Origin of the sequence: Cedecea sp. AS113 (genome assembly GCF_037152415.1) — a bacterium.
GTDB lineage: Bacteria > Pseudomonadota > Gammaproteobacteria > Enterobacterales > Enterobacteriaceae > Cedecea.
This window is the reverse complement of sequence record NZ_JBBCMI010000021.1, coordinates 37,902-63,600: the sequence shown is the minus strand read 5'-3', so window position 1 is coordinate 63,600 and position 25,699 is coordinate 37,902. Positions and strand designations below refer to the sequence as shown.

Here is a 25,699-nt window from a genome sequence, read left to right as displayed (position 1 = left end):
ATGAGCAAATTTGACGCTGTTTTTGTGGGCCTGACCATCCTGGATATTGCGGGGCGCCCTGTAGTGGGCATCCCCTCCGGCGGCGGCGTGCAGTTTATTGAGCAAATTCGCCTCAACCCGGCGGGAACTGCCGCCGGGGCTTTAGTGAATGCCGCCAAACTGGGCATTCGCACGTCAACCGTGGCCTGCCTGGGCGAGGACGAAAAAGCCGAATTTATTCTGGGCAGCTATCGTCGGCTGGGGATTGACTGCTCGCTGATCCAGCGCACGTCGCAAAAAGAGACATCGGCGACGATTTTGCCCATTCGCCCAAACGGTGAGAGACCTGCACTGCACTGCCGGGGCGCATCCGATGAGTTGTTCGTCGCTGAGGCTGATTTCGGTCGGGTACTGAATACGCGCTATCTGCACCACGGCGGCACCGGGCTGCTTGCGGCCATGGATGGCGGCCAGAGCGCTCGTTTACTGGCCGCGGCGCAAGCTCGGGGCGTCATCACCAGCTTTGATTTAATCGCACCTGATAGCAATACGCTGGCGCTCTTACGTCCGCTGTTGCCTCATGTGGACTATTTTATGCCTGCACTCGAAGAAGCCGCATTTATCTCCGGGCGCCTGTCGCCCGCAGAGATTGCCGATTTCTTCCTCGCGCTGGGTGCGAAATGCTGCATTTTTAAAGACAGCGTGCGGGGCTCCTGGCTATTCAGCCGCGAGAAAACCCGTCACTTCCCGGCCTATAACGTGATTGCCAGCGACACAACCGGTTGCGGAGACAGCTATTGCGGCGGGTTTATCGCCGCCCTGGCCAGGGGGCTTTCGGAGGAGGAAGCCTGCCGGGTCGCGTCTGCGACTGCCGCGCTTGTGGCGACAGGATTAGGCTCTGATGCGGGCGTGGTGAACTGGGAGCACTTGCAGGATTTTATGGCGACGACGCCGTTGCTGGCATAAAAAAACGGCCCCGAAGGGCCGTTTTTTCTCTTAGCGCCAGGCGTACAGCAGCGGCTCACCAGCCACAAACCGCTGAAGATCGGCGGCAATCATCGCGGTGTGTTTCTGGATGCTTTCTCGGGTTGCCCCCGCGATGTGCGGCGTAATGATGACGTTATCCAGCTCGCTGATAAACGGATGGTCTCTCCACAGCGGCTCCTGGTGGTAGACATCGAGTGCCGCGCCACCGAGCGGCCCGTGGCGCAAGGCTTCGATGAGATCGGCTTCCACCACCACGGAGGCGCGGGACGTATTGATCAGCTTCGCGCCCGGTTTCATGCTTTGCAGAAGGGACGCGTTGACCAGACCATCGCTGTGCGGCCCGCTGCTCAAATGCAGGCTAACAATATCTGACTCGCGGAACAGCGCGTCGAGCGTGGTTTTGTGCAGCCCCGGCTCGTCGATATCCTCGGCGGCGACAAACGGATCCACCACCAAAATATTCATCCCGAAAGCGCGGGCAATGCGCGCCACGCGGCGGCCAATATTGCCGTAGCCAATCAAACCCAGCGTTTTGTTGCGCAGCTCGCCGCCCTTGAACACTTCATAAGGGCTTTCCGGGCTGACGTCCCAGACCACATCTTTGCGCAGGCCGGACTGGGTTTGCTGCTCGCTTTGGCTTTCGCGGGTAAATGCGCCGCGCTTCAGGGCGGCATGGGACTGTGGAATATGGCGCATCAGGCCGAGCATCAGGCCCAGCGTGAGTTCGGCGGCGGCATCGGCGTTGCGTCCTGGCGTGTAAAGCACGGTGATATTGCGGGCCCGAGCCGCCTGAACATCAATATTCACCGGATTGGCGCGAGTGCAGGCAATCACTTTCAGCTTAGGGCAGCTGTGGATCACTTCGGCGGTGATGTCGTCATAACTGGTGACAATCACCTCGGCATCGTGGGCGAGGTCGATAATCTGTGAGGCCTGAAGTTTAGGTTTACCGATGGCCCAGCCTTCGACAACCAGCTCGCCCAGTTGGCTAAACGGTTCAAGGCTGCCCGCATACTCGGCGGTAAAGACGATTTTCATTGTGCATTATCCTGAGAAAGACGTTGTAAAGCCTGGTGCCTGGCCTGCCACACCGGCTGGAGCTGTTCACGCAGCAGCCGGAACACCGGGAACAGCGCCCGGTAGGCGGCATGGGCCTCGGGTTGAGGCTGATAGCGGGTTTGTTCGATAGCCGGATAGTGTTCCAGCGCGCCTACGCTGCGGGCGGCCAGCAGCGCCGCGCCTCGGGCGCTGAGTTCATTAAAGTGGCTGGCAATGACGGTGCGTCCGGTACAGTCGGCGATAATTTGCAGCCAGGTGGCAGAAGCCGCGCCGCCGCCGGTGAGGTAAAGACTGCCCTCACTGGCATAGCCCGTGAGTGAATCCACAATCGCATACGCCAGTCCTTCAAAAACGGCACGCTGAAGCGCCGCGCGGGACGTGTGCTGGTCGACGCCAAAGAATCCAGCCCGGGCGGTGGGGCTGTAAAACGGTGCCCGCTCGCCGTTCAGGTAAGGCTGCCAGAAAACGCCGCCGCTGCCCGGCGGAATAGCGGTAATCTCTTTTTCCAGCGCAACCAGATCCGGCGTCAGCGAAATGTGCTGTTGCAGCCAGTCGATATTTGGTGTCCCGGCCTGCATTGGAAACAGGTTAATAAAACTGCCTTGTTCGGTATGGGTGACAAAGCGGGTGCCGCTGCTGACGGTCTCGCGCCCGTGGCACACCACGCCGGTGCAGCAGGTGGTGCCGAGAATGGTATAAATATCCCCGTCGTGAATAGCCCCGCAGCCTAGCGCCGCGCTGCACACATCGAGTGCGCCTGCAGCAACTGGCGTCGCTGGCGGCAGGCCGCAAAGCAGGGCTGCGGCTTCACTCAAGCTACCAGCCTGGGCGTCGGGGTGAAGCAGGGGCGGAAAACGTGTTTTCAGATCGTCGATGCCCAGAGCCTGAAGGGCGAAATCGGAAATCTCCCCGGTCAACTGGTTCAGCAGCGAAGCGCTGGTGTCGGTTAATTCAAGGGCGGCAACCTGTGTAAGCCGAAAGCGAATCCAGTCTTTAGCAAAGAAGATATAGTCGGCGGCGGCCAGGCGTTCCGGCTGATTTCGCTTGAGCCAGCAGAGCTGCAGGCTGGTGTTACAGGGCTGGAGCTGAGAGCCGGTTTCATCGAACAGTGCTTTGTCGAGGCCAGGCGACTGCAGCAGTTCGTCCATCAGCGCCCGGCTGCGGGTGTCGCTCCAGAGAATACCCGGGCCCACGGGATCGCCGTTTTTGTCGCTCAGCCAGACGCCTTCCCCCTGGCCCGCCAGGCCGATGGCCTTGAGTTTGCCCTGCTGTAATGCCGGGCTGTCGGCCACTTGCCGCAGCGTGCGCACGACGGACTGCCAGAGCTTCTCCATATCCTGTTCGGCGTAGCCCTGTGGGGAAAGCGTGGGAGAAGTGTTTTCCGCAGCGCTGGCGACGGCATGGAAATTACTGTCAAACAGCACGGCTTTGACCCGCGACGTGCCGATATCAATACCCAGGAAATATTCCATACCTTAAGCCTCACGCTAGCGAACAGACACAGGAAGATAACGATTAATCGCGCTCGTACAGGCGGCGCTGCATTTCGCATTCGAACAGGAATTCAAGCCCTTCAAGCTGACGACGTGCTTCGGCGACGTCTTTGCCCCAGCAGGTCAGGCCGTGGCCACGCAGCAGGAAACCGTATTTCAGGGGAGCCTGTTCGGCATGCCGTTCAATGCGTTTTGCCAGCGCATCGATGTCCTGATCGTTATCGAAGATAGCAATTGGCACCGTGTCGAGGTGCGTCTGCTGGCCGGTCAGGGTTTTTTGCATTTCATAGCCGCTGATGTTCAACGCCGGGCCTTTTTCAATCCGCGACAGCACGGTGGCATTCACGGTGTGGACGTGCAGCACGACGTTTGCTTCCGGGAAAAGGCGATAAACCAGCGTGTGCAGTCCGGTTTCGGCGGAGGGTTTACGCCCCGACGGCGCCTGATTCGTGGCAATGTCTACCTGCAGGAAATCCTCGCTGGTCAGGCTGCCTTTGTCGCGCCCGGATTCGCTCAGCCAGCACCACTCGGCATCCTGGCGAATGGACATATTGCCGCCGGTCGCCGGAGCCCAGCCTTTAGCGCCAATCCAATGACAGGTGCTGACCAACTGCGCGAGCCTTTCTTGCCACATACGGTATTCCTCAATGCTTTTTAGTTTAACTGTCTAGCCGTCTAAATGGCTGTTTACATGATGCTATCATTGTGTGAACAATCTGGCAACACTTGCCGGGTGATAAGATATATCGAGCCAATCAGCGGTTTTACACCGAATTTTCTTCTGTGATCGGGCGGATTCGCTTTACGGCAAAACGTCGCTTTGCACAAATGAGTTTTGTTATGTTATAACGTAACAAAATCACAGTAAGACGATGTGCAATATGACGGTCACTCCAATGTTATGCCCCAAAATGCTGCCTGATATTCAGTCACTCAGAAGCCACGATTTCGACATGGCCCTGTCCTGGGTTGGCATGGAACAAATCGACCTTCCGGTGGAGGTCGCGGGGCGCCCGCTGACGGCGAAAGTCAACGCCGGGATCAATCTTCTCCGTTCCCCGGAAGCGGAAAAGGGCATTCATATGTCCCGGATCTATCTGCTGCTTGACGAGCTAACCCAGGGCGAAATTACGCCGGCGGTACTGCGCCGTTTACTGGGAGAATTTTTGGTTTCGCACCAGCGCAGCAGCGACCGCGCCAGCGTGGAAATCACCGGCGAACTGCTGCTGTCCCGCAAATCTTTAACCTCAAACCACTTTGGCTGGAAGGCTTACCCCATCCGCATCCTGGCGGAGCGTGGGGAAGGTTTTGCCGTCACGCTTCGGGTGGGGATCCCGTATTCATCTACCTGTCCGGCCTCGGCGGCGCTGAGTCGCAATCTCGCGCAGCAGCAGTTTCAGCCGGACTTTGGCTCGCGAAAGGAGGGGGTGTCCGTCGAAGAAATGCTGGCCTGGCTGGGCGAGAAGGGCATGCCGGGCACGCCCCACAGCCAGAGAAGCTGGGCGTGGGTTAGCTGCCAGCTGAAGCCGGATGTTGCTACGTTGCCTTTCGAGGAACTTATCGACCGCTGCGAGGCTGCGCTTGGCACGGCGGTGCAAACGGTGGTTAAGCGTAGCGACGAGCAGGCCTTCGCCCTGGCCAATGGCCAAAATTTGATGTTTTGCGAAGACGCCGCTCGCCGCCTGAACAAGGCGATGCAGGACGCGCCTTTTAGCACCGCTTTTAGCCTTCGCGTTGAGCATCAGGAAAGCCTCCATGCGCACAACGCGGTGGCCCGTATTCACTGGACAGGAAATCACCATGCTGCGTAAAAACCCTTCAGGCCATCTGCCACAGGTCTCTCCCAAAGCGTACATCGATCCCACGGCGGTGATTTGTGGCCGGGTCATTATTCATGACTATGTTTATGTCGGGCCTTACGCGGTGATCCGCGCCGATGAGCTGAACGCCGAAGGCGACATGGATCCTATCGTGATCCATTCCCATTCGAATATTCAGGATGGCGTGGTTATTCACTCGAAAAGCGGGGCGCCGGTGACCATTGGCAGCGGTACGTCGATTGCGCACCGGGCGATTGTGCACGGCCCTTGCCGGGTCGACGAGCGGGTGTTTATCGGCTTTAACAGCGTACTTTTTAACTGCCACGTACAAACCGGCTGCGTCATTCGCTACAACGCGGTGGTTGATGGGGTGACACTGCCGAAGCAAACGTATATTCCGTCCACCGAGCGCGTGGGGCCTGACTCTGATTTAAGCCACTATTCACGGGTTGACCCCGCTTCGGTGCAGTTTTCTGAAGAGGTGGCCAACACCAACGTCAAGCTGGTGGAAGGTTACCAACTGCTGCGCAACGAGTTCTGAGCATGCCTTTTTCCCCCGGAGAACCAGCAGCCGAGTTAAGCGTTTCCCTGCGGGCGATTGCCCGTCCGCAGGGCGCAGCCTGGCCGGTGGCGATTAATTTTCACCTGAGAAAAGGTGAGCGGCTCAGCGTGATTGGGCCAAACGGCAGCGGCAAAACGTCGCTGCTGCGGGCGCTGAGCCAGGAACTAAAGGCCGAGGGGGAAATAACGCTGGCGGGCCGCCCCTTAAATAAGCTCAACCCGCAGCTGCGGGCGAAGCTCGTGGCGGTCATGTCGCAAAACGATCTCCCCGATTTGCGTCTCTCCATTGAGGATTATGTCGCGTTAGGCCGGCTCCCGTTTGCCCGTGATATGCCGGAGCCAGAACATCGCTGCATTGTGTGTGGGGCGATGAAAGAGGTTGGTGTGCTCGGGATGCGGCATAAATCGCTGGCCTGTCTGTCCGGCGGGGAAAGGCAGCGGGCAATTCTGGCGCGAACGCTGGCGCAAACCTCCCGGTTGCTGTTACTGGATGAGCCGACTAATCATCTGGACCTGGCGGCACGGGAAGAACTGTTAGCGCTGGTGAAAGCTCGCGGCACAACGGTTATCGCCGTCCTGCACGATCTCAACTTAATCGAAGGGTTTGCTGACAAGGTCCTTATTTTGTCGGCGGGGCAACAGCAGGCTTTTAACGTGCCCGACGCCGCGCTGAATACCGAAACACTTCGCCCCATTTTCGGCCTCGACAGCTTTACCGTTGACCATCCAGGCCAGCAAGGCAGACGAGTCCGTTTTTTTGAACCTTCGCGCCCACGGTAAATTTTCAGGGATCGCTATGATGTTAAAAATCGCTACCGGCTTCTGGCTGGCCTTTACCTCCTTTACTGCCTTTGCCTCCGGCTTCCCGGTGACCATTGAGAGCTGCGGTAAACCCATTGTCTTTACCGCAGCACCAAAGCGGGCGGTAATCAACGACCTGAACATGTCGGAGATGGCTTTTGCTCTGGATTTACAGCCGCAGATTGTGGGTCTGACCGGCATCTCCGGCTGGTACAAAATGACGCCCGAATTTAAGCGACAAATGGGGACGATCCCTGAGCTTGCGCCCAAATACCCCTCGCTTGAAACGCTGCTGGCCGCCGAGCCAGATTTCTTTTTCGCGGGCTGGAATTACGGCATGAAAGTGGGGGGCGACGTTACACCTCAAAGTCTTGCCAAATACGGCATCAAAACCTTTGTGCTCAGCGAAAGCTGCGCGATTTCCGGGGAAAGCAAAACCAAGGCGACCCTGGATCTGCTTTATAACGATGAGCTTACGCTTGGCAAAATTTTTGGTAAGGCGGAGGTTGCTCAGAAGCTGGTTGACGGCTGGAGAGCGCGGCTGGCGGCCCTCCCCAAAGCACTACCGGGCGCAAGGCCACTGAAAGTCTTTGTGTATGACTCCGGGGAAGACAAACCGTTTACCAGCGGAAAATACGCCATGCCGCAGGCCATTATCGAGGCCGCTGGCGGTAAAAACGCCATGGAAGGGCTGGACACCAGCTGGGGGACAACCTCCTGGGAAAATGTTGCGTCGGCCGAGCCGGATGTCATCATTCTGCTGGATTACCAGACCGGCGGGGGCGCTGATTCGCTCCGCCAGTTCCTTGAGCGCCACCCGCTGATGAAGCTCACCCCGGCGGTGAAACAGCATCGATATCTTAAGCTGCAGTACGCCGAGTTGACGCCCGGCCCGGCAAATATCGCCGCGGTTGAGAAGCTCGCTCGCGTTCTGTTCGCGGCACAGTGATGGTTTTAGCCTGGCGTTACCGCCGGGCCGCATGCCTGGCGGGGTTTCTCGTCATATTGTTTGCGGTGCTTAGCTTAGCGGAAGGCTCGGTCCGGCTCAGCCTGAATCAGGTGGTAAACGCGCTGCAACCGACGGCAACGGACATTTCACCGATGATTCGTGGGATCGTGCTGGACATCCGGCTGCCCAGAACGCTTCTCGCCCTGATGACCGGCGCGGGGCTGGCGGTGGTGGGCACGCTGCTGCAAACGGCCACGCGCAATGAGCTGGCGGACCCTTTTTTGTTCGGGCTTTCTTCGGGCGCGTCTGCCGGAGCGGTGCTGGTTTTTACCCGCTTCGGCGACTTCTTCGGCGTCTGGACGCTACCGGCGGCCGCTTTTGGCGGCGGGCTGCTTTCTTCGGTTGCGGTGCTGTCTTTATTCCAGCTCAAACGCGAACGGGGTGCCGAAACGCTGATTATTTGCGGGCTGGCGATCTCTTTCTTGTTCGGGGCGTTAACCAGCTACCTGATATTCGCCGGTGACCAGCGTACGGCCAGCTCGGTTTTATTCTGGTCGCTCGGCGGCCTGGGGTTGGCGCGATGGGATAACCTGGGATTTGCGCTGGGCGGTTTGCTGCTGCTGGCCACATTTTGCCTGTTGAGATGGCGATCGCTGGATGGATTGCTCGCGGGGGATCGCACCGCATTTTCGCTGGGCATTAACGTGACCCGCCTGCGCACCGAAATTTTTCTTTGCTGCGCTTTTTCGACCGCCATTTTTGTATCGCTGACCGGCGTGATTGGCTTTGTCGGGCTGATGGTGCCGCATCTTTGCCGCCATTTTTCCGCCATTAAGCACGCCAGGCTGCTGCCTTTGTGTGCCCTTGTCGGGGCCTGTTTGTTGTGCGGCGGCGATTTGGTCAGCCGGGTGCTGGTTGCGCCGCAGGAGCTGCCCATCGGCATTATTACCGCCGGAATTGGCGGGCTGTTTATTGTTGTGATGGTTGCCCGACGCTAGCGCAGCCTTTTTAAGCCGGAGAAAACGACTAATGAAACCTCTGTTACTGACCAACGCGCTGATGATGAATGAGGATCGGCGTTACCAGGGCGATCTGCTCATCGTGGACGGGCGAATTGAAAAAATAGCCGCTGCGATCCCGGCTCGCGCCACGTGGAATGTGCGCGATCTTGCCGGGAAGTGGCTGCTGCCGGGCATGATAGACGATCAGGTACATTTTCGTGAACCGGGGTTGATGCATAAGGGCACGATTGCCAGCGAGTCACGCGCGGCGGTGATGGGCGGGATCACCAGCTATATGGAAATGCCCAACGTTTCGCCGCCAACCACCACCAGACTGGCGCTGGAAGGTAAATTTCAACGAGCCGCCGAGTGTTCGCTGGCCAATTACAGTTTCTATTTCGGTGCCACCAACGACAATCTGGAAGAACTTAAGGCGCTGCCAGACGATGCCGCCTGCGGCGTAAAAGTGTTTATGGGTGCCTCCACCGGCAACATGCTGGTGGATGACGAACGCATTCTGGAGGCTATTTTCCAGCATGCGCCGGGGCTGGTGGCCACGCATTGCGAAGATACGCCGACTATCAAACGTAATGAGGCGCTGTGGCGAGAGCGATATGGGGAGCAGATCCCGGCCGCAGAACACGCAGCTATTCGCTCGGTTGAGGCCTGCCTGCTTTCATCTTCCCGGGCGGTCGCGCTGGCGAAAAAGCACGGCACGCGGCTGCATGTGCTGCATATCACCACGGCCGATGAGCTGGCGTTGTTTGAGCCCGCGCCCACGCTTGAAGCCTTACGCAGAAAAACAATCACGGCGGAAGCCTGTATCCATCACCTCTATTTTAATCAGGATGATTACGCGGCGCTGGGGCACAGGCTGAAGTGCAACCCGTCGGTGAAGGGCCAGGAACACCAGCGGGCGCTATGGCAGGCAGTTAAGACTGGTGTGATTGATATTATTGCGACCGACCATGCGCCGCACTTGCTGGCGGAAAAGCAGCATGATTATTTCTCGGCTCCGTCGGGATTGCCGCTGGTGCAGCACGCGCTGCCCGCGCTGCTGGATATGTGTGCCAGAGGGATTTTCACGCCTGAACTTATCGTCAGAAAAACCAGCCACGCGGTAGCCGAACGTTTTCAGATTAAGGATCGCGGCTATATCCGGGAAGGTTACTGGGCCGATCTGGCGGTGATCAACCCCTGGAAACGCGCCAGCATTGAGGGCAGTAATGTTGCCTACAAATGCGGCTGGTCACCCTTCGAAGGGCACACCTTGCAGGGCGGCGTGGTTGAAAGCACGCTGGTGAACGGGCACCTCGTCTGGGACGGCGAGTCAGTTGCCGAGGGGATTTACGGCCAGGCGCTGGCGTTTAACCGCTAGCGTTCGCGAGGTTTGAACAAATCTTCGATGTAGTGCATCAGCTCGGACATTTGTTGCAGGATATTGGCGCTGTCCACAATCAGCGCTCCCCAGAGGACAATCAGCGCAGCAACCATGCCTGCGGCTGAATAGTAAAACAGTTTCATCACAGCATCATATTGGCAGGAATTTGCCTCATTATAGCGAGACATGGCGGCCTGTCAGTAAATGATGGGCAGATGCCGGCGACATCTGCCCGGGAAAATTAGCGGGCGTAGCGAGGCGCTGGCTGCCCTACGCCTGCCGCATCAAACATCGCCTGCGCCGTAGTGGCGTAGGTTTCCCACAGGCTGAGATCGTGCAATGGCGGGATGGTGACAGCTTCCCCGCTGTCCAGTCCGGCCAGGGCGGAATCCACCAAATCATGCACTTTCATGACCGCACCTTCAGGCAATGAGTCCACCGACACGCCCGCACGATCCCAAATTTCGGTTGCTGTAGCCGCGGGCAGCACCGCCTGAATACGAATGCCGGTGCCGGCAGCTTCGGCCTGCAGAACTTTCGTCAGGTTCAATACATAGCCCTTTGTGCCGCTGTATACCGCGCTGCCCACCCAGCTCTGTACTGCCAGAATCGACGAGATATTGATCAGCGTGCCGCTGTTCTTTTGCTGGAAATTAAGCAGGGCGGCATGGCTCAGGCGAGTTAACGCCGTGATGTTCAGCGTGATAAGCGCCTGATGTTGTTCCACGCTGGCGGCGGTAAACGCTGCGCTGTGGGCGGTGCCCGCGTTGTTAACCAGCACGCTGATGCGCGGATCTTTCAGGGCCTCCTCAACGGCGGCAATGTCCTGGTCGTTAACCAGATCGGCTTTTAGCGTGGTCACGGTTATGCCGTGGCGGGCTTCAAGCTTCGCGGCCAGATCGCGCAGGCGATCTTCGCGCCGGGCAACCAGCAGCAGATCAAAACCTCGGGCCGCAAAACGATCGGCATAAACCGCACCAATACCGGAAGATGCGCCGGTAATGACCGCAATAGAACGAGAGTTAGCCATAAAACACCTCACATGAAGGAGAGTAACGTTAATGTGGTTTCATAATGAAACTGTTAGGTGAGTGTAGATTTGTTGGTTTTATTATGCAACCAATATGAGGGCTGTTTTTTCGTTATGCGCAGGAATTGCTAAAGGGAATATTAATAAGCACCTGAATAACAGATGCTTATTGGTCAGGAGGAGGAACGTGCCTGAGTGATTATTTCGTCCGGTTTTAGCTCACGACCATCTTCGGCCTGTAAGGTTAGCTTGCGGATAGGACGATGCTGCTGGCTGTCGACGAGGACGCTGCGTGTCTCATCTTTGGCGTAGAGGTTTTCGCAGCCCCACTGTGAGAGGGCTGCTAAAACGGTCTGCAGCGCCCGGCCTTTTTCCGTCAGCACGTACTCGTGCCAGGCGCTGCCGTCCGACGCCGGGCGAAGCTCAAAAATACCGTTATCGACGAGCTGTTTCAGGCGAACGGTCAGCATATTTTTGGCGATGCCGAGGTTTTTTTGGAACTCACCGAAGCGAGACAGGCCGTTCAGCGCATCGCGCACGATCAGCAACGACCACCAGTCGCCGATCACGTCCAGCGTGCGGGCAACCGAACAGACGCTGTCTTCAAGGCTCTTACGTTTCATCATTCCTCCGATGGGTTTGCCGGGTTCTATTATAAAACTTTTTGTATGAGAGGCTGAGCGGTAATTTCAATGATACCAGGCGGCCAGCGTACGGCGCAGGCTGTCTATCAGACGCTGTTTCCATTCCACGGTGGAGGTCCGGTACTGCAAAAACAGGCTACCAATAGCCTGGTCGCCGGACAGCGGCAGCGTAAAAAGCTGGGCTTTGTTATTCAGGGTATCAAACCATGGGGCCGGCACGATAGCCATCAGCGGGGCATTGCGCAGGGCGGGAGCGAGCTGTCCGTAGTCGCTACAGGTAAAGGCCAGGCGGCGTTCGAGCCCGGCACGTGCCTGCTGGCGATCGAGCTCGTTAATGCCCTGTGGCCAGGGGTGACAATAGAAATGATCAAACTGCGGCAGTTCGTCAAAGGTCAGAGTTTCACGCCCGTTAAGTCTGGAGGACAGTGGTTCGCCGAAAACAGCAATCAGGCGCGTGCTGCCTACGCGCTCATAATGCAGGGCACTGACGCGTTTTTGATGATCGCCAATCGCAATCAACAAATCTATTCGTCCCTCCAGCAGCTCATCACGCCACGCACGCCGTTCAAACGTCAGGCATTCAATAATGGCCCCAGCCTGATGCCCTTTGCGGGCGAGTTCCGGCGTGAGCAACACATTCAGCGCCGGGGGCAGAACCAGACGAAATCGGCGCTCCTCCGCATGCTCTTCGCCAAATAATTCTTCATTCAGGGACACGAAGAGCGGGATCAGGCGTTCTTTAATACCGAGTGCGAAAGATGTGGGCACCTGGGCATTGCCTTCCCGACGAAAAAGCGGATCGCCCAGGGCATCACGCAGGCGGGCGAGAGCATGGCTGACGGCGGACGGGCTAAGCGCCAGCTTTTGCGCCGTTCGGCTGGTCGAGCCGGTGGTTAACATCACGTACAGCACCTTCAGCAGATTCATGTCTAATTGCAGGATATTCACGCCATCATTTCTCAATTGCATCGGACTAAATTGCCCGGCAGTATACTGCGCCTCCTGACCAAAAGGAGCCACCTGTGAACCGTTATAGTCTGTTATTTACCTGCATGATTTCAGTCTTCTCTGCCGGCAGTTCTGCGGCATTAAATCCAACCCAACCGCTGTCTGCCGCGCCGCCTTATTCGCTTTTTGAAGGCTGGGCCAAACCGGTCAAACCGTTCCGTATGGCAGCGGACGTCTGGTATGTCGGCACCGAAAATCTCTCGTCCATTCTGATTACCACGCCTGAGGGGCATATTCTCGTCGACGGTGCGCTGGACGCAAGCGCCAGGGGCATCAAAGAGAATATTGCTTCTTTGGGATTCGACATTCGCGACGTGCGGTTCATCCTCAACAGCCATGCCCGGCTCGATCAGGCCGGGGGCATTGCCAAACTGAAAAAGTGGAGCGGGGCAAAGCTGGTTGCCAGCAGGGAGAATGCTGACCAAATGGCGCGGGGAGGCAAAGAGGATTTTGCGCTGGGAGACGCGCTGCCCTTTCCACCGGTCACCACGGATAAAATCATTCATGACCACGAGACGCTAAAGCTGGGCGGCGTAACCGCGACAGCGCTGCTGACACCGGGGCATCTGCCGGGCAGCACGTCATGGCTGTTTGCGCTGCCAGGTGGGTACACGCTTATTTACGCCGACAGTCTCGCCACGCCGGACTATTATCTGGTGGCGAACAAGAATTACCCGACGCTGGTGAACGACATCCGCCACAGTTTTGCCACGCTCGCGGCACAAAAAGCGGACATTTTTGTGGCGAACAAAGGGGAACGCTTTGGTCTGGCGGAGAAACAGGCCCGGCTTGCCGCCGGAGATAGCAACGCCTTTATCGACAGAGACGGGTTACAACGCTATGTGGATCTCTCTCGCCAGCGCTTTGAAGCGCAGCTGAAACAACAAACGGAATAATAGGGCTTTTTGCGATCCGCCAGGCAGGTCGGCTGTCATTTTTCTGTCACAATATATTCTTCACATTTTATTAATCACTCCCTGAGGAATAAGTAATGAAGAAAAAAATTGTTGCCTCATTGCTGGCCGCCGCCTGTCTTGCCCCAGGCCTGGCGAAAGCGGACACCGTGCCGGACGGCTACCAGCTGCAGCAGGTTTTGCTGATGAGCCGTCATAACCTGCGCGCGCCGCTGGCCAACAACGGCAGCGTGCTTGAGCAGTCTACCGCGCAGGCATGGCCGGAGTGGGATGTGCCGGGCGGGCAGCTCACCACCAAAGGCGGGGTGCTGGAAGTCTATATGGGGCATTACATGCGTGAATGGCTGGCGAGCCAGAATCTGGTAACCAGCGGCGAATGCCCGGCGCCGGAAAGCGTTTATGCCTATGCCAACAGCCTTCAGCGCACCGTCGCTACCGCGCAATTCTTCATTACCGGGGCTTTCCCTGGCTGCGATGTGCCGGTACATCACCAGGAAAAAATGGGCACCATGGACCCGGTGTTCAACCCGGTGATCACCAACGACTCGCCGGAGTTTAAAGCCAAAGCCGTTCAGGCGATGGAAAAACAGCGCACTGAATACAAGCTGGCCGACAGCTATAAACTGCTGGAGCACATTGTCGGCTATAAAAACTCGCCAACCTGCAAAGAGAAGCAGCTATGTGAGCTGAACGGGCCAAAAGACGTCTTTAGCGCCAATGCGACTCAGGAGCCGGGCGTTAACGGTTCCCTGAAGGTGGGCAATGCCCTGGTCGATGCGTTCACGCTGCAATATTACGAAGGTTTCCCGTTGGACCAGGTCGCGTGGGGAAAAATCAAAACGGCGGAACAGTGGCGCGTGCTTTCCCAGCTCAAAAATAGCTATCAGGACACGCTGTTTACTTCCCCGGAAGTGGCCCGCAACGTCGCGGCTCTGCTGGTGAAATACATTCAGAACGCGTTAACGTCCAAAGCAGCCGCTTCAGGGCCGAAAGTGACGCTGATGGTGGGGCATGATTCGAACATTGCGTCGCTGCTGACCGCGCTGCAGTTCAAGCCTTATCAGCTGCCGGGGCAGTATGAGCGTACCCCGATTGGCGGCAATATTCTGTTCCAGCGCTGGCATGATAAGACCAACAACCGCGACCTGCTGAAAGTGGAATACGTTTACCAGAGCGCCGAGCAGCTGCGCAATGGCGATGTGTTAACCCTGAAGCAGCCGCCAAAACGTGTGACGCTGGAGCTGGAAGGCTGCCCGACGGACACCAACGGCTACTGCTCATGGGATAAGTTTAGCGAAGTGCTGAATGAAGCCGTGAAGTAAGAAGAGGCTGCCCCCGAAAGGGGGCAGCAGAAGGATTAAACGTTTTTGCGCTCGATGGTCTGTTCGCCCCAGAAGAGCGAGTCCTTATCGGTTTTAGCAAAGGCGAGCGGCAGGACTTCATCGCTCCCTTCTTCCCAAATTTTTTCGGCCAGCTTTTCGTCATACTTCGCCAGCTCAAAAATGGCTTCTGCAATTTCTGGTGAGGTGTTGCGAAGACTCGCCCACTCGCCAACGTGGTGGGCTTTTGCCTGAGATGTGGTCATCACTCCTCCGTTAACCTTTCAGTTTAACCGCCAGGCCTGCGACGTGCTCTCCCTGATAGCGGGCGATCGCCAGTTCTTCCTGACTTGGCTGGCGTGAGCCGTCGCCGCCGGCAATGGTTGTTGCGCCGTAAGGCGTGCCGCCGCGAACCTGAGAAACATCAAACAGCTCCTGTGCCGCATAGCCGATAGGCACAATCACCATCCCGTGGTGGGCGAGCGTGGTCCAGGTGGAGGTGATGGTCTGCTCCTGGCCGCCGCCGGTGCCGGTAGAGCTGAATACGCTGCCCAGTTTGCCGTAAAGCGCGCCGGAAGCCCAAAGGCCGCCCGTTTGATCGAGGAAGGTGCGCATCTGGCCGGCCATATTGCCGAAGCGGGTAGGGGTACCGAAGATGATAGCGTCGTAGTCGGCCAGCTCCTGCGGCGTAGCGACCGGCGCGGTGTGGGTTTTGCCCCCGGCTTTAGCAAAGACTTCCGGGGACATGGTTTCGGGCACGCGCTTTATCGTCACTTCCGCCCCATCGACTTTCTGTGCACCTTCCGCCACGGCTTTAGCCATAGTTTCGATGTGTCCATACATTGAATAATAAAGCACCAGTACTTTAGCCATCTTGCTTCACTCCTCAGTTGAACTGCAGTTTTACTGCACTCCTTTAAAGATATGACCTGTGGCGCAGAGTGCAAACCTGAATGGCCTTTCCTTGATACATCACAAGCGCAGATGAAATTTTGACCCTGTAGCATTAGCTAACATTTTACTGGCTGTTTTTTGACCATGTAGAAGAGGGGCTTATCGCGCCGCAGTGGAAGGATAAAAAGATAAGCTCACCGGCATGTTTCTGGATATGTCTGAACAGAAGCCCGACCGCGCCGGTGCACTAAGCTTAGAGCCACGCGGAAACGTTGGCGGCAGGCCCGCCTGGCCGCGTGGCAAAAGCGTTCTCTTTTATTGAATGCAATATGATGTCCTAAATCCGGAGGTTAGAAATGGCAAACCATCGTGGTGGTTCAGGTAATTTCGCTGAAGACCGTGAAAGAGCATCAGAAGCAGGTCGTAAAGGTGGCCAGCACAGCGGCGGTAACTTTAAAAACGATCCGCAGCGCGCCTCAGAAGCTGGTCAAAAAGGGGGTAAAAACAGCCACGGCAGCAAAAATAAATAGCCGTGACTTTGTGAAGCGCAGGGCGAATTAACGCTTGCGCCGAAATACCCCGACCGCCGGTTAGCCGGCGGTTTTCTATTTTCCCATTGCAACAAAATGTGACTGGAAGCACTATAGCACATCGACTTTCACCCTGATTTTTCCGGTCTCCCTCATGTCTGCGCCATTAAGCCGTTATAAATTCTCCGTTAAGCCGCAGGAAGCGCTGCTTATCCTCATCACCATGTTCTGGGGCGGCACATTCCTGGCGGTGCAGTACGCCATGACGATGAGCGACCCGTTTTTCTTTGTTGGTCTGCGCTTCGCCACCGCTGCCATTGCCGTCGGGCTGCTGTCGCTGAAATCTCTGCGCGGGTTAACCTGGCTGGAAATCAAAGCGGGGGGGCTGATCGGTGTGGCGATTGCCATCGGCTACAGCATGCAGACCTGGGGACTCCAGACGATTCCCAGCAGCAAATCCGCCTTTATTACCGCGATGTACGTGCCCGTTGTGCCGCTCCTGCAGTGGATTTGCCTTGGCCGTATGCCGGGGCTGATGTCCTGGATTGGCGTCGTGCTGGCCTTTGTTGGCCTGATTTTTCTTGCCGGGCCGGAAGGCACCAGCCTTTCGCTGGGGGCCGGGGAAATCATTACGCTTATCGGTGCCGTGGCGATTGCCGCTGAGATAATCCTGATCAGCGCCTGGGCGGGGAAAGTGGATATCAAACGTGTGACTGTAGTACAGCTGGCCACGGCTTCGCTGGTGTCGTTTGCAGCGATGGTCCCTGCCGGGGAAAGCGTGCCGCATTTCAGCCCTGGGCTGGTGATGATTGCCCTGGGGCTTGGGATTTTCAGCGCCATCATTCAGGTGACGATGAACTGGGCGCAGCGCAGCGTGTCGCCGACACGAGCCACGGTAATTTATACCGGCGAGCCGGTTTGGGCGGGGATCTTTGGCCGCATGGCGGGCGAGCGCCTCCCGCTGCTTGCGCTGGTTGGCGGGGCGTTGATCGTCCTCGGGGTGCTGGTTAGCGAACTGAAGCTCAAGCGCAAGAAAGCGGCAAACGCGAAGCGCGACTGGCAGGAAGATACCGAAGGCGAGGGCGTCTGAGCTATACTTCAGGCCAGCGAAAAAAAGGAGAACTCGCATGGCCGCCACCGACATCAAAACCCCTGGACGCCGATCGAAAGCCGTCGCCGCCAAAAAACAGGCCATTCTTGACGCTGCGCTGGCGTTTTTTTCGCAATATGGCATCCACGGCACCAGCCTTGAGCAGGTTGCCGAGCGGGCCGAAGTGTCAAAAACTAACCTGCTTTATTACTACCCTTCCAAAGAAGCGCTCTACATCGCAGTGCTGAAGCAGATCCTGGATATCTGGCTGGCGCCGCTGCGTGCCTTTCGGGAAGATTTGCAGCCGCTGGTGGCGATTGGGGAATACATTCGCCTCAAGCTTGAAGTTTCAAGGGATTATCCGCAGGCGTCGAAGCTGTTTTGCCTGGAGATGCTGCAGGGGGCGCCTTTGCTGAAAGGCGAGCTGACGGGCGACCTGAAGGCCCTGGTGGATGACAAATCGGCGATCGTTGCGGGTTGGGTAGCCAGCGGTAAACTTGCTGCCGTTGACCCGCATCACCTTATTTTTATGCTTTGGGCCACGACCCAGCACTACGCGGATTTTGCCAGCCAGGTTGAGGCCGTTACCGGCAATACGCTGCAGGATGAAGACTTTTTCCGCCGCACGGTGGAAAACGTGCAGCGGATGATTATTGAGGGCATTCGGGTGCGCTAATCGCGCTTACTTAGGGGGCAGGACGCAGCTTACGTCGCCCTCTTCGCACTCCAGCGTGCCCTTCAGCAGCTCGGTACGTTCCAGCGTTTTATCCGCCAGGCAGTTGGCACGTACCATCGGGTAGACCGAACCTTGTTCCGCGCCAGAACTCATAAAATCACAGTCCGCATCGCGGAAGGCAATCCACGCGTTCTGCGCCTTTTTAAGCAGTTCTTTTTGCTTGTCGGTTGCCCGGGACATCACTTCTTTATAGGTTTTATTCAGCCGCTCGTCCTGCTTTTTATACTCTGCGGCATAGCACTGGTTCATATCGGCCTGGGTGGCGGCGGAATCACAGCCATCGGCCAGGGCGGCCCCGCTCAGCAGCAGCCCGCCAACAAGTAAACACAAGCGTTTCATTCTGGTGTCCTCATCAAAAAAAAGGCTCTCATGACGAGAGCCTTTGTATCCTGACAGACTGTTAACCGATTGTCATCAGGCTGGCGTTGCCGCCCGCGGCAGCGGTGTTCACGCTCAGAGAACGCTCCACGTAGAGACGCTCAAGCAGGATGTTACTTTCCCCGCGCGCGAAGCCCTGAACGGAAACAATCGCCCCGGTGCGAGCCGCGACGGCTTCGCAAAGTTTGCGCAGCTGGTCGGAGTCGCCGTGGTAAATCACCGCCTCAAACGGCTGCTTCAGCAGATCTTCCGGCTTGGCAAAATCAACCTGCTGCTGCACGGCTTTAGGCAACTGCTTCGCCAGGTCGCGATGCAGGCTGTCATCCGCCCACAGCACGCGGCTGCCCACGCTGGTTACCGCCGCCAACTGTACTAGCGCATCGCGCTCATCGTCGGCGACGCAAAGAATGCGTTCACGCGGCAGCAGAGCATATGTATTGCGCTCTCCGGTTGGGCCAGGCAGCACGCGCAGCGTTCCGCTTTGCGCCAGTTCACCAAACTGCTGGCAAACGGCTTTCAGTTCCTCGCGGTTGGTCGCCCACTCGCTCAGTGCCTGATGGGCAACCTGCAGATCGCTCTTCAGGGAGGCATCCACCGGGGTTTCCGCATCGTGGCGGTTGAAAGTGGTTTGCAGCGCATTTTCAGGGCGATTCGCCAGCAGGCGGTACAGGTACAGCGGACCACCGGCTTTAGGGCCGGTACCGGACAGGCCTTCGCCGCCGAAGGGCTGAACGCCAACCACGGCGCCGACCATGTTGCGGTTAACGTACATGTTGCCGACGTGGGCGGAGCCGGTGACCTGGGCAATCGTCTCGTCGATTCGGGTATGCACGCCGAGCGTCAGACCATAGCCAGCGGCATTGATCTGCTTAATCAGCGATTCAAGATTGTTGCGGCTGTAGCGCACCACGTGCAGCACCGGGCCGAACACTTCTTTCTTCATCTCGTCGAAGCTTTCCAGCTCGATAAGGGTTGGCGCTACAAAGGTGCCGGACTGCCATTCGCGCGCGTCCACGCTGTTTTCACGCACGGCCTGGAACACGGTGCGGCCTTTGGCGCGCATCGCCTGGATATGCTTCTCAATATTCTGCTGCGCTTCGGCGTCAATCACTGGCCCAATGTCGGTGGTCAGGCGGCCTGGGTTACCCATGCGGCATTCCGCCATGGCACCACGAAGCATTTGCAGCGTGTGGTCAGCCACGTCTTCCTGCAGGCAGAGTACGCGCAGGGCGGAGCAGCGCTGCCCGGCGCTGTCGAAGGCGGAGGAAACCACGTCCACCACAACCTGTTCGGTTAGCGCGGAGGAGTCCACGATCATCGCGTTAAGGCCGCCGGTTTCCGCAATCAGCGGCGTTGGGCGGCCCTGAGGATCGAGGCGGTCGGCGATATTGCGCTGCAGCAGAGACGCGACTTCAGTTGAGCCGGTGAACATCACTCCGCGTACGCGGGAGTCGCCTGTGAGCTGCGCCCCGACGGTTTCACCGCGGCCGGGCAACAACTGGAGTACGCCCGCAGGTACGCCTGCTTCAAGCAGGATCGCCACGCCCTGGGCCGCGATCAGTGGAGTTTGTTCCGCAGGCTTGGCCAGCACGCTGTTCCCGGCGGCAAGCGCGGCGGCAATCTGGCCGGTAAAGATAGCCAACGGGAAGTTCCACGGGCTGATACAGACCACCGGGCCAAGAGGACGATGCGTTTCATTGTCGAAATCGTCACGCACCTGGCCTGCGTAATAGTGCAGGAAGTCCACGGCCTCACGCACTTCGGCAATGGCGTTGCTGAAGGTTTTACCCGCTTCACGCACAAGGATGCCGATCAGCTGCTGCATGCGGCTTTCCATCATCACGGCGGCGCGTTCGAGAATAGCGGCACGCTCCTGCGGAGGGGTGGCAAACCAGATTGGCGCGTGGTTGACGGCATTCTCAAGGGCGAGGGAAACCTCTTCGCTCGTGGCTTCACGGGTGTAGCCCACAATGTCGGTTGGCTCGGCCGGGTTTTTCACCGGCGTTAATTCACCTTCAATAACCGGCTGTTCCAGCACCGGTGTGGCGTGCCATTTCTGTGCAGCGCTGTTCAGCAGGGCGGAAGAAAGCGACGCCAGACGGTGTTCATTGGCTAAATCAAGGCCGCTGGAGTTGGCGCGTTCCGCCCCGTAAAGCGCTTTCGGCAGGGCGATTTTAGGATGCGGCAACCCTGGCTGGCCCTCTTTGGCGGCCATGGCTTCCACCGCGCTCACCGGGTCCGCAACCAGCTCGTCCAGCGGCAGGGTGGCGTCGGCAATGCGGTTGACGAAAGAGGTGTTGGCGCCGTTTTCCAGCAGGCGACGCACCAGGTAAGCCAGCAGAGTTTCGTGCGTACCCACCGGGGCGTAAATGCGGCAAGGGCGGTTCAGTTTGCCGTCTGCGACTTTCCCCACCACCTGCTCATACAGCGGCTCACCCATGCCGTGCAGGCACTGGAACTCGTACTGGCCTGGGTAGTAGTTCTGCCCGGCCAGATTATAGATAGCAGCCAGCGTGTGGGCGTTATGGGTCGCAAACTGCGGATAGATCAGGTTCGGCACGGCCAGCAGTTTCTTGGCGCAGGCGAGGTAGGAGATGTCGGTGTACACCTTGCGGGTATAGACCGGGTAACCTTCCAGACCGTCGACCTGGGCGCGTTTGATTTCGCTGTCCCAGTAGGCGCCTTTGACCAGGCGAATCATCAGGCGGCGACGGCTGCGGGTGGCCAGATCAACCAGGTAATCAATCACAAACGGGCAGCGCTTTTGGTAGGCCTGGATAACAAAGCCGATGCCGTTCCAGCCCGCCAGCTCAGGTTCAAAGCAGAGTTTTTCCAGCAGATCGAGGGAGATCTCCAGGCGATCTGCCTCTTCGGCGTCAATGTTAATGCCAACGTCATACTGGCGAGCCAGCAGCGTGAGGGATTTCAGGCGCGGGTACAGCTCTTCCATCACGCGGTCGTACTGCGCACGGCTGTAGCGAGGGTGCAGAGCGGAAAGCTTGATGGAGATACCCGGGCCTTCATAAATCCCGCGGCCGTTGGAGGCTTTACCGATGGCGTGAATCGCCTGCTGGTAGGAAACCATATAGGCCTGCGCGTCGGCGGCGGTGAGCGCAGCTTCGCCCAGCATGTCGTAGGAGTAGCGGAAACCTTTCTCTTCCAGCTTGCGGGCGTTAGCCAGCGCTTCGGCGATGGTTTCGCCGGTCACGAACTGCTCGCCCATCAGGCGCATCGCCATGTCCACGCCTTTACGCACCAGTGGTTCACCGCTTTTGCTGATGATGCGGTTCAGGGAGCGGGAAAGGCTGGCTTCGTTATGGGTGGACACCAGGCGGCCGGTAAACAGCAGGCCCCAGGTTGCCGCGTTCACGAACAGCGACGGGCTGCGGCCAATGTGCGAGTGCCAGTTCCCGTTGCTGATTTTGTCGCGGATCAGCGCGTCTCGGGTGGCTTTATCCGGGATACGCAGCAGCGCTTCCGCGAGGCACATCAGCGCCACGCCTTCCTGGGAAGACAGGGAGAACTCCTGCAGCAGGCTCTGAACCATGCCCGCGCGGCCGGACGCCGTTTTCTGGTTGCGCAGCTTGTCGGCCAGCTGGTAAGCCAGCTTTTGCGTTTGTTCGGCGATGGCCGGCGCCAGGCGAGCCTGCTCAAGGATCATCGGGACTGCGTCGGTTTCAGGGCGACGCCACGCGGCGGTAATCGCGGCCCGGCTGACGGACTGCGGCAGGATCTGCTCGGCAAAATCGAGGAACGGCTGCGCCACTTCTTCAGGCTGCACCGGAGATTCTTCGCTCTCATTGGCCGCCCCGGCCAGCAGGGCTGGTAGCTCAGGCAGCTCATCGCTGCTTTCCAGGCGCTCGAGATAATTAAAAATCGCCTGCTTAATCAGCCAGTGTGGGGTGCGGTCAATGCGTGAGGCGGCTTCTTTAATGCGGTCGCGCGTCGCTTCATCCAGTTTTACGCCCATCGTGGTGGTGCCCATACGACAGTCTCCAGGTTAATGATGATTCGGGGTTGTGCTTTGTTAGCCAGCAATATCTATTAAGTTGCAACTTTGTGCAACCTTGTTAAATCGAAGCCGATAAAGGGCCCGCAAAAAAGAGGAATTGTTACCAGTAAGATAAGAAAATCGTCTGACGTAGCGGGAAGCGGAACGCTAGATTTATTGATGAAGTTAACACTTTTTAACGGTGCAACCGCTAAAAGTGTGAGTAAGTGCAACCTGGCGAAAAATGCTTACCTAAGGCAGATGCAAACGATGTAAATGCCGTGTTAAATCGTTTGTGAAAAATAAAGGGTTCCGGCAGGATGCATTCCCCATTACATCACGATAACAACACAGCGCCTCGTTCCGGCGCGAAGCAGCCTGGTCAGAGAGAGCAGGCGTAATAGCTATGGAGAAGTCTGAATGACAATTAGCACACCGATGCTGGTGACCTTCCTCGTTTATATCTTTGGCATGATTCTCATCGGCTTTATCGCCTGGCGTTCAACCCGCAGCTTTGACGACTATATTCTTGGCGGCCGTAGCCTCGGGAGCGTGGTGACCGCGCTGTCGGCGGGCGCCTCGGATATGAGCGGCTGGCTGTTAATGGGGTTGCCGGGCGCGATCTTTATCTCCGGGATTTCAGAAAGCTGGATCGCCATCGGCCTGACCTTAGGGGCGTGGATCAACTGGAAATTAGTGGCGGGGCGCCTGCGCGTTCACACGGAATTAAACAACAATGCGCTGACGTTGCCGGATTACTTTACCGGGCGTTTTGAAGACTCCAGTCGCCTGCTGCGGATTATCTCGGCGCTGGTGATCCTGCTGTTCTTCACCATTTATTGTGCTTCCGGCATCGTGGCCGGGGCGCGCCTGTTTGAAAGCACCTTTGGCATGAGCTACGAAACGGCGCTGTGGGCCGGGGCGGCCGCTACCATCCTCTATACCTTTGTGGGCGGGTTCCTGGCGGTGAGCTGGACGGATACCGTGCAGGCCAGCCTGATGATCTTTGCGCTGATTCTGACGCCGGTGATGGTGATCATTGCCGTTGGCGGCCTCGATGATTCCCTGATGGTGATTAAGCAAAAGAGCATCGAAAACGTCGATATGCTGAAAGGGCTGAACTTTGTCGCTATCGTTTCGCTGATGGGCTGGGGCCTGGGCTACTTTGGCCAGCCGCATATTCTGGCGCGCTTTATGGCGGCGGATTCACACCACACCATCGTGAACGCACGGCGCATCAGTATGACCTGGATGATCCTCTGCCTGGCGGGTGCCTGCGCGGTGGGCTTCTTCGGGATTGCCTACTTTAACAACAACCCAGAGCAGGCCGGGGCGGTGACGCAAAACGGCGAACGGGTGTTTATCGAGCTGGCGCAAATCCTGTTCAACCCGTGGATTGCCGGGGTGTTGCTCTCCGCGATTCTGGCGGCGGTGATGTCCACGCTGAGCTGCCAGCTGTTGGTGTGCTCCAGCGCGATTACCGAAGATCTGTACAAAGCATTCCTGCGTAAAGGCGCGAGCCAGAAAGAGCTGGTGTGGGTAGGGCGCATGATGGTGCTGGTGGTGGCGCTGGTGGCGATTGCCCTGGCCGCTAACCCGGAAAACCGCGTGCTGGGCCTGGTCAGCTACGCCTGGGCCGGTTTTGGCGCGGCGTTTGGCCCGGTGGTGCTGTTCTCGGTGATGTGGTCACGCATGACCCGCAACGGGGCGCTGGTAGGGATGATTGTCGGGGCGGCAACCGTGCTGGTCTGGAAGCAGTTTGGCTGGCTGGGGCTGTACGAAATTATCCCTGGTTTCGCTTTCGCCAGTCTGGCGATTGTGGCGGTGAGCCTGCTGGGGAAAGCACCTTCAACGTCCATGCAGAAGCGTTTCGCCGAAGCTGATGCGGTTTATCACACCGCGCCGCCGAGCAAGCTGCAGCCTGAGTAACAGGTGATCTTTTACAGGGCCGATTAATCCGGCCCTTTATAGGTTGCTGACAAAGAGGAAAAAAGCGTGGTTTTTCCCTCTTTGTGGTGAGTAGCCGAAAATCAATGAATTGATTTTCCTGTTTTTTAACGAGCTGTCTGATATTTCTTCTTTCGTCAGAGGGTTGTCATCAGTCTGAAGGGCCGGTTAATCCGGCCCTTTTTACATCTGGTCATAAATATGTAATCCCCGTCTCTTGTTTTTCTTTTCAGCGCTAATGATAATCACAATCGTTATGGTTTACTTTTCTTTACGTCAATTGACTTGTATTCACATCTGAGGTGTCTGGCATGTTTGTTCCGTTTCTCATCATGTTACGCGAAGGGCTGGAGGCAGCGCTCATCGTTAGCCTGATTGCCAGCTATCTGAAGCGTACCCAGCGCGGCCAGTGGATAGCCGTGATGTGGATTGGCGTTTTTGCCGCCGCTGCACTTTGCCTGGGCCTCGGTATCTTCATCAATGAAACCACCGGCGAGTTCCCGCAAAAAGAGCAGGAGCTGTTTGAGGGGATCGTGGCGGTTATTGCCGTGTTTATTCTGACCTGGATGGTGTTCTGGATGCGTAAAGTGTCCCGTAACGTCAAGGTGCAGCTGGAGCAGGCGGTGGATAACGCGCTGCACAGCAAAGGCAACCACGGCTGGGCGCTGATCATGATGGTCTTTTTCGCCGTCGCGCGTGAAGGTCTGGAGTCGGTGTTCTTCCTGCTGGCGGCTTTCCAACAGGACGTGGGCATTTGGCCACCGCTGGGGGCGATGCTGGGCCTGGCCACCGCCATCGTTTTAGGCTTCCTTATTTACTGGGGCGGGATTCGTCTCAATTTAGGCGCGTTCTTTAAATGGACCAGTCTGTTTATTCTGCTGGTGGCCGCAGGCCTTGCAGCCGGTGCCGTGCGCGCATTCCACGAAGCCGGGCTGTGGAACCACTTCCAGGACATCGCGTTTGATATGAGCAACACGCTCTCCACCCATTCGCTGACCGGCACCTTGCTGGAGGGGATTTTTGGTTATCAGGAAACCCCAACCGTGAGCGAAGTAGCGATGTACTTCATCTATCTGATTCCGGCGCTGGTGCTGTTCTTTATGCCGCCGCGCGTGAACAACCAGGCGACCAATACGGCTCGTTAATTGATTTCCGGCGGGGTGACCCGCCGTTCAGTGATAACTACT

General features: G+C 57.6%; 25 protein-coding genes. 14 read left to right on the top strand and 11 right to left on the bottom strand.

Annotation, left to right across the window (positions count from 1 at the left end; all coding sequences use genetic code 11):
- Positions 1-945 (top strand): carbohydrate kinase family protein, encoded by a 945-nt coding sequence (locus WFN87_RS20215; protein WP_336983853.1) that lies wholly within the window; start codon positions 1-3, stop codon positions 943-945.
- Positions 946-975: 30 nt separating this feature from the next.
- Here the strand turns inward: WFN87_RS20215 and WFN87_RS20210 are convergent, their stop codons facing one another.
- From WFN87_RS20210 to WFN87_RS20200, 3 genes are read right to left on the bottom strand one after another with little or no spacing between them, the layout of a single operon-like run.
- Positions 976-2,004 carry a 2-hydroxyacid dehydrogenase gene (locus WFN87_RS20210; protein ID WP_336983852.1) on the bottom strand — a complete coding sequence of 343 codons (1,029 nt, stop codon included), beginning with the start codon at positions 2,002-2,004 and terminating at the stop codon, positions 976-978.
- Positions 2,001-3,497: an FGGY-family carbohydrate kinase gene (locus WFN87_RS20205; protein ID WP_336983851.1), complete on the bottom strand. Its 1,497-nt coding sequence runs from the start codon at positions 3,495-3,497 to the stop codon at positions 2,001-2,003. Before WFN87_RS20205 ends, WFN87_RS20210 begins: the two co-directional genes overlap by 4 nt.
- Before the next feature lie 43 nt (positions 3,498-3,540).
- Positions 3,541-4,152 carry a methylthioribulose 1-phosphate dehydratase gene (locus WFN87_RS20200; RefSeq protein ID WP_336817787.1) on the bottom strand — a complete coding sequence of 204 codons (612 nt, stop codon included), beginning with the start codon at positions 4,150-4,152 and terminating at the stop codon, positions 3,541-3,543.
- A 247-nt stretch (positions 4,153-4,399) separates the two neighbouring features.
- Here WFN87_RS20200 and folE2 point away from each other — a divergent pair, with 247 nt between their 5' ends.
- The 6 genes from folE2 to WFN87_RS20170 are packed head-to-tail and all read left to right on the top strand — an operon-like array spanning position 4,400 to position 10,028.
- Positions 4,400-5,329 carry a GTP cyclohydrolase FolE2 gene (folE2, locus tag WFN87_RS20195; RefSeq protein ID WP_336983850.1) on the top strand — a complete coding sequence of 310 codons (930 nt, stop codon included), beginning with the start codon at positions 4,400-4,402 and terminating at the stop codon, positions 5,327-5,329.
- Positions 5,319-5,879: a carbonate dehydratase gene (locus WFN87_RS20190; protein WP_008455674.1), complete on the top strand. Its 561-nt coding sequence runs from the start codon at positions 5,319-5,321 to the stop codon at positions 5,877-5,879. The genes folE2 and WFN87_RS20190 overlap by 11 nt, the downstream gene beginning before the upstream one ends.
- A gap of 2 nt (positions 5,880-5,881) precedes the next feature.
- A complete protein-coding gene (locus tag WFN87_RS20185) occupies positions 5,882-6,679 on the top strand; it encodes an ABC transporter ATP-binding protein (protein ID WP_008455672.1) in 798 nt (265 codons plus the stop codon).
- Positions 6,680-6,698: 19 nt separating this feature from the next.
- Positions 6,699-7,649 (top strand): ABC transporter substrate-binding protein, encoded by a 951-nt coding sequence (locus WFN87_RS20180; RefSeq protein WP_336983861.1) that lies wholly within the window; start codon positions 6,699-6,701, stop codon positions 7,647-7,649.
- Positions 7,649-8,647 carry a FecCD family ABC transporter permease gene (locus WFN87_RS20175; protein WP_336983849.1) on the top strand — a complete coding sequence of 333 codons (999 nt, stop codon included), beginning with the start codon at positions 7,649-7,651 and terminating at the stop codon, positions 8,645-8,647. The genes WFN87_RS20180 and WFN87_RS20175 overlap by 1 nt, the downstream gene beginning before the upstream one ends.
- Positions 8,648-8,678: 31 nt before the next feature.
- Positions 8,679-10,028: a dihydroorotase gene (locus WFN87_RS20170; protein ID WP_336983848.1), complete on the top strand. Its 1,350-nt coding sequence runs from the start codon at positions 8,679-8,681 to the stop codon at positions 10,026-10,028.
- Here WFN87_RS20170 and WFN87_RS20165 read toward each other — a convergent pair.
- The 4 genes from WFN87_RS20165 to WFN87_RS20150 form a co-directional block, all read right to left on the bottom strand.
- On the bottom strand, positions 10,025-10,174 hold the full coding sequence (locus WFN87_RS20165; protein WP_157141384.1) for a hypothetical protein: 150 nt from the start codon (positions 10,172-10,174) through the stop codon (positions 10,025-10,027). The genes WFN87_RS20170 and WFN87_RS20165 overlap by 4 nt on opposite strands.
- A gap of 98 nt (positions 10,175-10,272) precedes the next feature.
- Positions 10,273-11,061 (bottom strand): SDR family NAD(P)-dependent oxidoreductase, encoded by a 789-nt coding sequence (locus WFN87_RS20160; protein ID WP_336983847.1) that lies wholly within the window; start codon positions 11,059-11,061, stop codon positions 10,273-10,275.
- A gap of 173 nt (positions 11,062-11,234) precedes the next feature.
- Positions 11,235-11,684, bottom strand: coding sequence for a winged helix-turn-helix transcriptional regulator (locus tag WFN87_RS20155; RefSeq protein ID WP_336983860.1), 450 nt, complete (start codon positions 11,682-11,684; stop codon positions 11,235-11,237).
- Positions 11,685-11,750: 66 nt separating this feature from the next.
- Complete coding sequence (locus tag WFN87_RS20150; protein WP_336709688.1) at positions 11,751-12,653, bottom strand: LysR family transcriptional regulator; 903 nt, start codon at positions 12,651-12,653, stop codon at positions 11,751-11,753.
- 74 nt (positions 12,654-12,727) lie between these two features.
- Between WFN87_RS20150 and WFN87_RS20145 the strand changes: the two genes are divergently transcribed.
- Positions 12,728-13,609 (top strand): HARLDQ motif MBL-fold protein, encoded by an 882-nt coding sequence (locus tag WFN87_RS20145; RefSeq protein ID WP_336983846.1) that lies wholly within the window; start codon positions 12,728-12,730, stop codon positions 13,607-13,609.
- A 95-nt stretch (positions 13,610-13,704) separates the two neighbouring features.
- Complete coding sequence (gene agp / locus WFN87_RS20140) at positions 13,705-14,949, top strand: bifunctional glucose-1-phosphatase/inositol phosphatase (protein WP_336983845.1); 1,245 nt, start codon at positions 13,705-13,707, stop codon at positions 14,947-14,949.
- 35 nt (positions 14,950-14,984) lie between these two features.
- On the opposite strand, the gene WFN87_RS20135 is transcribed toward agp, so the two are convergent.
- Both WFN87_RS20135 and wrbA read right to left on the bottom strand, forming a co-directional pair.
- Complete coding sequence (locus tag WFN87_RS20135; RefSeq protein ID WP_008455653.1) at positions 14,985-15,212, bottom strand: YccJ family protein; 228 nt, start codon at positions 15,210-15,212, stop codon at positions 14,985-14,987.
- Positions 15,213-15,222: 10 nt separating this feature from the next.
- Positions 15,223-15,819 (bottom strand): NAD(P)H:quinone oxidoreductase, encoded by a 597-nt coding sequence (gene wrbA / locus WFN87_RS20130; protein ID WP_166993692.1) that lies wholly within the window; start codon positions 15,817-15,819, stop codon positions 15,223-15,225.
- Between the two features lie 377 nt (positions 15,820-16,196).
- Between wrbA and WFN87_RS20125 the strand changes: the two genes are divergently transcribed.
- From WFN87_RS20125 to rutR, 3 genes are all read left to right on the top strand, one after another.
- Positions 16,197-16,370, top strand: coding sequence for a general stress protein (locus tag WFN87_RS20125; protein ID WP_008455651.1), 174 nt, complete (start codon positions 16,197-16,199; stop codon positions 16,368-16,370).
- A gap of 154 nt (positions 16,371-16,524) precedes the next feature.
- On the top strand, positions 16,525-17,460 hold the full coding sequence (locus WFN87_RS20120) for a DMT family transporter (protein ID WP_008455650.1): 936 nt from the start codon (positions 16,525-16,527) through the stop codon (positions 17,458-17,460).
- A gap of 37 nt (positions 17,461-17,497) precedes the next feature.
- On the top strand, positions 17,498-18,136 hold the full coding sequence (rutR, locus tag WFN87_RS20115) for an HTH-type transcriptional regulator RutR (RefSeq protein ID WP_008455649.1): 639 nt from the start codon (positions 17,498-17,500) through the stop codon (positions 18,134-18,136).
- A gap of 6 nt (positions 18,137-18,142) precedes the next feature.
- Here the strand turns inward: rutR and WFN87_RS20110 are convergent, their stop codons facing one another.
- Both WFN87_RS20110 and putA read right to left on the bottom strand, forming a co-directional pair.
- Positions 18,143-18,535, bottom strand: coding sequence for a lysozyme inhibitor LprI family protein (locus tag WFN87_RS20110; RefSeq protein WP_336983844.1), 393 nt, complete (start codon positions 18,533-18,535; stop codon positions 18,143-18,145).
- 61 nt (positions 18,536-18,596) lie between these two features.
- Entirely contained in the window at positions 18,597-22,559 is a 3,963-nt protein-coding gene (putA, locus tag WFN87_RS20105; protein ID WP_336983843.1) for a trifunctional transcriptional regulator/proline dehydrogenase/L-glutamate gamma-semialdehyde dehydrogenase, read from the bottom strand.
- A gap of 426 nt (positions 22,560-22,985) precedes the next feature.
- Between putA and putP the strand changes: the two genes are divergently transcribed.
- Both putP and efeU read left to right on the top strand, forming a co-directional pair.
- Positions 22,986-24,494, top strand: coding sequence for a sodium/proline symporter PutP (gene putP, locus WFN87_RS20100; RefSeq protein WP_166875269.1), 1,509 nt, complete (start codon positions 22,986-22,988; stop codon positions 24,492-24,494).
- Positions 24,495-24,823: 329 nt separating this feature from the next.
- Positions 24,824-25,657, top strand: coding sequence for an iron uptake transporter permease EfeU (gene efeU / locus WFN87_RS20095; RefSeq protein ID WP_008455644.1), 834 nt, complete (start codon positions 24,824-24,826; stop codon positions 25,655-25,657).
- Positions 25,658-25,699: the final 42 nt, after the last annotated feature.